At 60.8% G+C, this 6,235-nt stretch carries 3 protein-coding genes and 2 tRNA genes; 4 read left to right on the forward strand and 1 reads right to left on the reverse strand.

Going from position 1 to position 6,235, the window contains the following annotated elements; translation table 11 throughout:
• Positions 1-110: 110 nt before the first annotated feature.
• Positions 111-1,172 (reverse strand): DNA polymerase IV, encoded by a 1,062-nt coding sequence (gene dinB / locus QMX86_RS26960; protein WP_071174711.1) that lies wholly within the window; start codon positions 1,170-1,172, stop codon positions 111-113.
• Between the two features lie 279 nt (positions 1,173-1,451).
• Here dinB and QMX86_RS26965 point away from each other — a divergent pair.
• From QMX86_RS26965 to QMX86_RS26980, 4 genes are all read left to right on the forward strand, one after another.
• Positions 1,452-1,528 (forward strand) — tRNA-Met (locus QMX86_RS26965).
• A gap of 217 nt (positions 1,529-1,745) precedes the next feature.
• Positions 1,746-1,822 (forward strand) — tRNA-Met (locus QMX86_RS26970).
• Between the two features lie 279 nt (positions 1,823-2,101).
• Positions 2,102-4,741 carry a bifunctional lysylphosphatidylglycerol flippase/synthetase MprF gene (mprF, locus tag QMX86_RS26975; RefSeq protein ID WP_282387344.1) on the forward strand — a complete coding sequence of 880 codons (2,640 nt, stop codon included), beginning with the start codon at positions 2,102-2,104 and terminating at the stop codon, positions 4,739-4,741.
• Positions 4,741-6,036, forward strand: coding sequence for an AcvB/VirJ family lysyl-phosphatidylglycerol hydrolase (locus QMX86_RS26980; RefSeq protein ID WP_282387342.1), 1,296 nt, complete (start codon positions 4,741-4,743; stop codon positions 6,034-6,036). Before mprF ends, QMX86_RS26980 begins: the two co-directional genes overlap by 1 nt.
• Positions 6,037-6,235: the final 199 nt, after the last annotated feature.

The following is a 6,235-nucleotide window of genomic DNA, read 5'->3' on the forward strand; positions in this document are numbered from 1 at the left end:
GGGCAAGCCCGCTCCCACAGGGTTTATGGGTGTTCACACAATATGTGTTTCACCATCGATCAATGTGGGAGCGGGCTTGCCCGCGATGACTATCTGAATACGCCGCAAATCTACCGCTCAAACAACTCCATCTGCTCAAACCCGCCGCGCAGATCCTCCAGCCTCACTCCTACCCCCAACAACCGCACCGGCTTGCCGCCGCGATTGAACGCCTGCGTCAGCATCAACTGGTAACTGCCAAGGTCCCGCCCTGCCCCGGCCTGCTCCAGCGTGGTCTGGGTGAAATCATGGAATTTGACTTTGACGAACGGCTTGCCCGGTCGATAACTGCTGTCGATTCGGGCCATGCGGTTTTTCAAGGTATCGAGCAACTCGGGCAATTTGTCCAGGCAGCTGCGCAAGTCCGGCAGATCAACGTCGTAGGTGTTTTCCACACTGATCGACTGGCGGCGGCTGTCGTTGTGCACCAGCCGGTCATCGATTCCACGGGCGAGATTCCACAAGCGCTCGCCGAAACTGCCGAATTCGCGCACCAGCGCCAGCCTGCCCCACTCGCGCAGATGCTGGCAGTCAACGATGCCAAGCTTGCCGAGCTTGTCGGCGGTGACCTTGCCGACGCCGTGCAGCTTGCTCACGGGCAGACCACTGACGAACTCCTCGACCTGATCCGGGGTGATCACGAACAAACCGTTGGGTTTTTTCCAGTCGCTGGCGATCTTCGCCAGAAACTTGTTTGGCGCAACGCCTGCGGAAACGGTGATGTGCAATTGGTTGGAGACCCGGCGGCGAATGTCCTGGGCGATGCGCGTGGCGCTGCCGCCGAAATGCGCGCTGTCCGACACATCGAGGTAGGCCTCGTCCAGCGACAGGGGCTCGATCAGGTCGGTGTAATCGGCGAAGATCGTATGAATTTCTTTCGAAGCTTCGCGATAAGCCTCCATGCGCGGCTTGACGATGGTCAGGTCCGGGCACAATTTCAACGCGTGACCGGAAGCCATGGCCGAGCGCACACCATAGGCGCGCGCTTCATAGTTGCAGGTGGCGATCACCCCGCGCCGATCCGCCGAACCACCCACCGCCAACGGCTTGCCGGCCAGACGCGGATCATCGCGCATCTCAATGGCGGCGTAGAAACAGTCACAGTCGATGTGGATGATTTTTCGCTGGGTCATGTCGGAAAAAGACAACGTGGCAAGCCGGAGCGGCAGTATCTCATTGGCACCTGTATATAGCACCAGTGGTTGAATGTTCTTTTCCGACCGTAGGAGATTTCCGCTGAATTTATTTTTTCAATCACAGATCAAGGTGCAATAGAGCTGAAAGCCTTGCACCACCTGCCCTGCGCGCCGGTCGCCCGCCCGGAAAAGACGCTAAGCGCTTGAACCTCAACAGATTTATCCAGATCGACGGTTGACACACTCGCGAACCTCTGTAGAATGCCGCCACACAGACGCGGGATGGAGCAGTCTGGTAGCTCGTCGGGCTCATAACCCGAAGGTCGTCGGTTCAAATCCGGCTCCCGCAACCAAACATCAGAAAAGGCTACTCGAAAGAGTGGCCTTTTTTGTGCGCGTCTGTTTTGCAAACGGGCGCCCTGCTCAATCGCTAGCGAAACGGCAATTCGTTGCATTTCCGAAACTTACGCATCACCTGCGACCGTTTGCCGCGATTTCGCAGTTATTTGGCCCATTCCGGGATTAGCGGTTGACACCTCGTCGTTCGCCTGTAGAATGCCGCCACACAGACGCGGGATGGAGCAGTCTGGTAGCTCGTCGGGCTCATAACCCGAAGGTCGTCGGTTCAAATCCGGCTCCCGCAACCAAACATCAAAAAAGGCTACTCGAAAGAGTGGCCTTTTTTGTATCTGTTGAAAAAGTCCTTTCGCAACAATGATCTGTCACTGTGCAGTGAACCGCTGGGGATCATCAGAACCACTGACTTGCGACTATGCTTGAGTCGCAGACAGGGCTTCTGCAATCCAGGAACTGCCCTCGCCGATGCCCGACGAGAGGCGTAGTATTTTGTGATTATTTTTTTCTACAGGGATTGGTAACTTGGCTGGATACCTCCATCCTGTCGCGCACAATCCAAGAGGTGATTGATGCGCGCCAACTCGTCTGATCCACAAGACACCGTTACAGCAGAACAACCGATCAAACCCGAGCGTTTGCGCTGGCTGGATCGATTAAGCAAATACCGTCAGCCGATCGGTCTGGCCGTCACGTTGCTGCTGTTTGCCATTGCCCTGATTGCCTGCCGCCATCTGCTCGCCGAGCTCGATCTCGACGCGCTGCATGACTCGATTCTCGACGTGCCGAAACCGGCCCTGCTCGGCGCCATCGGTGCGACCGTGGTCGGTTTCATCATTCTGCTCGGCTATGAATGGTCGGCCAGCCGCTACGCTGGCGTGAAACTGCCGCCGCGCACGCTAGCCCTCGGCGGTTTCACCGCATTTGCGATTGGCAATGCCATTGGTCTGTCGCTGCTGTCCGGCGGCTCGGTTCGTTATCGTTTATATGCGCGACTGGGCGTCGGTGCGTCGGAAGTTGCGCACATGACGCTATTTGCCAGCCTCTCGCTGGGCTGCGCCTTGCCGCCACTGGCAGCGCTGGCCACGCTGAGCAACCTGCCCGCCGCCTCGCAAGCGCTGGGACTGTCCGAAGTCTTGCTCGGCTCCGTCGCCGCTGCCGTACTGATCCTCGGTGCAGTGCTGGCGATCGGCATCTATCGCCGTCGTCTGCCGGAACAACCCTACCCCGACAATCTTCTGGTCCGTGCCGGGCGGCGCACCCTGCGCCTGCCGGGTCGGCGTCTGACCTTTCTGCAACTGGTGATCACCGCCCTCGATGTCGCGGCTGCCGCCACCGTTCTCTACTTGTTGCTGCCGGAAGCGCCGCCGTTTGCGCCGTTCCTGCTGGTGTACCTGCTGGCCCTGGCCGCCGGAGTGCTCAGTCATGTGCCGGGCGGCGTCGGTGTATTCGAGGCGATTCTGCTCGCCGCGTTTGCCGACAAGCTTGGCGCCGCACCGCTGGCCGCTGCCCTGCTGCTGTATCGCCTGATCTACGTGGTGCTGCCGCTGCTGGTCGCTTGCGTATTGCTGCTGATCAACGAAGGCCAGCGCCTGTTTCAATCTCAGACCATGCGCGCGGCGTCCGGTCTGGCCGCGCCGGTTCTGGCGGTGCTGGTGTTTCTGTCTGGCGTGGTGCTGCTGTTTTCCGGCGCCACACCGGAAATCGACACGCGTCTGGAACACATCGGTTTTCTGATCCCGCATCGCCTGGTCGACGCCTCGCACTTCGGCGCCAGCCTGATCGGCGTTTTGTGTCTGTTGCTCGCCCAAGGTCTGCGCCGACGCCTGTCGGCGGCGTGGATGCTGACCGTCATTCTGCTGCTGGTTGGCGCCCTGCTCTCGCTGCTCAAAGGCTTCGACTGGGAAGAAGCCACGCTGATGACGTTGACGGCCGCGCTGCTCGGCGTGTTCCGCCGCTCCTTCTACCGCCCGAGCCGTTTGACCGAACTGCCGTTTTCGCCGCTGTATCTGGTCGCCAGTCTCTGCGTGCTGGGCGCTTCGGCCTGGTTGCTGCTGTTTGCCTATCAGGACGTACCCTACAGCCACCAGCTGTGGTGGCAGTTCACCCTCGACGCTGACGCGCCGCGCGGTCTGCGCTCTCTGCTCGGTGCGGCGGTGTTGCTGGTAATAATCTCGCTGACCTGGCTGCTGCGCACCGCGCGCCCGGTGATTCATTTGCCGACGCCGGACGAACTGGATCGCGCGGCAAAAATCCTCATGGCCTCGTCACAACCCGACGGCGGCCTCGCGCTGACCGGTGACAAGGCGTTGCTGTTTCATCCCAACGATGAGGCGTTCCTGATGTACGCCCGTCGTGGCCGCAGTCTGGTGGCGCTGTACGACCCGATCGGGCCGAGCCAGCAACGTGCGGAAATGATCTGGCAGTTCCGCGATCTCTGCGATATCCATCACACGCGCCCGGTGTTCTACCAGGTGCGCGCGGAGAACCTGCCGTACTACATGGACATCGGCCTGACCGCGATCAAGCTCGGCGAAGAAGCCCGGGTCGATCTGCTGCGCTTCGATCTGGAAGCCAAGGGCAAGGAGATGAAGGACCTGCGCTACACCTGGAACCGTGGCACCCGCGATGGACTGTCGCTGGAAATCCATGAGCCGGGGCAGGCGCCGATGGACGAGCTGAAAGTGATCTCCGATGCCTGGCTGACCGGCAAGAACGTGCGCGAGAAAGGTTTCTCCCTCGGCCGTTTCAGCGACGATTACCTGAAGCATTTCCGCATTGCGGTGATTCGCTTCGAAGGCCGCCCGGTAGCGTTCGCCAATCTGCTCGAGACCTACAGCCACGATCTGGCCAGTCTCGACCTGATGCGCGCGCACCCGGAAGCGCCCAAGCTGACCATGGAATTCATGATGGTCGGCCTGATTCAACACTATAAGAGTCACGGATACGCGCGCTTCAGCCTGGGCATGGTGCCGTTGTCGGGGCTGCAACCCCGGCGCGGCGCACCGCTGACCCAGCGCCTGGGCTCGATGGTTTTCCGCCGTGGTGAGCAGCTGTACAACTTCCAAGGCTTGCGCCGTTTCAAAGACAAGTTCCAGCCTGACTGGGAACCCCGTTATATGGCCGTGCCCGCCGGACTCGATCCGCTCGTGGCACTGGCCGACACTGCTGCCCTGATCGCGGGCGGCTTGACTGGATTGGTGAAACGCTGATGATTCAACGCTCCCTGAAGTACATCCTGGCCGCCCTGCTGGTGCTGGCGGTGATTGCCGGCGGCGGTTACTGGTACCTCAAACGTCCGGCACCGGAACCGACCGTCGAACAACTGAAACCCGCCGATGGCACGGCCATGACCCGCGTGATCCCGGGCAGCAAGCCGAAGGCTCAGGTGCTGGTCGCCGTCACCGAAGAACAGAAGCTCTCCGAGAAACAACTGACCACCCTCAGCCGCAGCGCCTCGGCGCAGATCGTTCAGGTGATTCTGCCCAAGGACTGCCTGCTGCAAAGCCGCGCCCTGCAATCGGGCCTGCGCGAATTGAACGGCCCGGCCACTCTGGTCAGCGGCATCGGCCCAGGCGCTGTGCTGGCATGGCGCTGGCTGGCGGAACAGAAAGACGACAAGGCCCAGGCCATCTCCGTCGACTTGGCTCTGGAAAAAGGTGGCTGCACTCACCTGTTGCCGAAATCCGCCGCCCACGGCCACTGGCTGGTGGCGTGGAACGACAACCCGGACGACGCCAGCGCGGGCTTCGTGCGCGATCAGCCGAACGCCGAGACAAGCATCAGCGACTACGACATCAACCTGCCGCAAGTGCTGAACAACGAACTGCGCAAAATCCTCGTCGGCGGCGACAAGGCCAACGGCGGCCTGGCGATCCCGGTAGTTGAAGTGCCGGCCGGTCAGGCCAACGACACCGTGACCCTGTTCCTCTCCGGCGATGGCGGCTGGCGCGACCTCGACCGCGACGTGGCGGGCGAAATGGCCAAGATCGGCTACCCGGTGGTCGGCATCGATACCCTGCGCTACTACTGGCAGCACAAGAGCCCGGAGCAAAGCGCACTGGACCTCACCGAACTGATGCAGCACTACCGGCAGAAATGGGGCACCAAACGCTTCATCCTCACCGGTTATTCGTTCGGCGCTGACGTCCTGCCGGCGATCTACAACCGCCTGCCAGAGAACGAACAGCAACGCGTCGACGCGATCATCCTGCTCGCCTTCGCCCGCACCGGCAGCTTCGAAATCGAAGTCGAAGGCTGGCTGGGCAACGCCGGCAAAGAAGCCGCGACCGGCCCGGAAATGGCCAAGCTGCCAGCGGCCAAGGTTGTGTGCATCTATGGCGAAGAAGAGACCGATGAAAGTGGCTGCACCGACAAGACTGCTGTCGGCGAAGCGGTGAAACTGCCCGGCGGGCATCACTTTGATGAAAATTATCCAGCGCTGGCCAAGCGCTTGGTGGAGCTGATTCAGAAGCGCCAGAGCAAGGACTCGGTCGCCGAAGAGTGATCTGAAGCGCATCCACAAAAAGCCCCCGCAACTTCGCAGTTGCGGGGGCTTTTTACATCCCAACAGCCACCAAAATCCCTGTGGGAGCGAGCCTGCTCGCGAAAGCGGTGGGTCAGTTTACAGATTCGTCGACTGACACTGCGTCTTCGCGCGCCGGCTCGCTCCCACAGAGAAAAAAGTGCCAAGTGTTTACTTTCGT

The organism is Pseudomonas sp. PS01270, from assembly GCF_029959775.1.
In the GTDB taxonomy this organism is placed as follows: domain Bacteria; phylum Pseudomonadota; class Gammaproteobacteria; order Pseudomonadales; family Pseudomonadaceae; genus Aquipseudomonas; species Aquipseudomonas atacamensis.

Bases quoted from the DNA above. Each gene is read 5' to 3' on its own strand.
- dinB (WP_071174711.1), bottom strand. From the start codon at position 1,172: ATGACCCAGCGAAAAATCATCCACATCGACTGTGACTGTTTCTACGCC.
- QMX86_RS26980 (WP_282387342.1), top strand. From the start codon at position 4,741: ATGATTCAACGCTCCCTGAAGTACATCCTGGCCGCCCTGCTGGTGCTG.
- mprF (WP_282387344.1), top strand. From the start codon at position 2,102: ATGCGCGCCAACTCGTCTGATCCACAAGACACCGTTACAGCAGAACAA.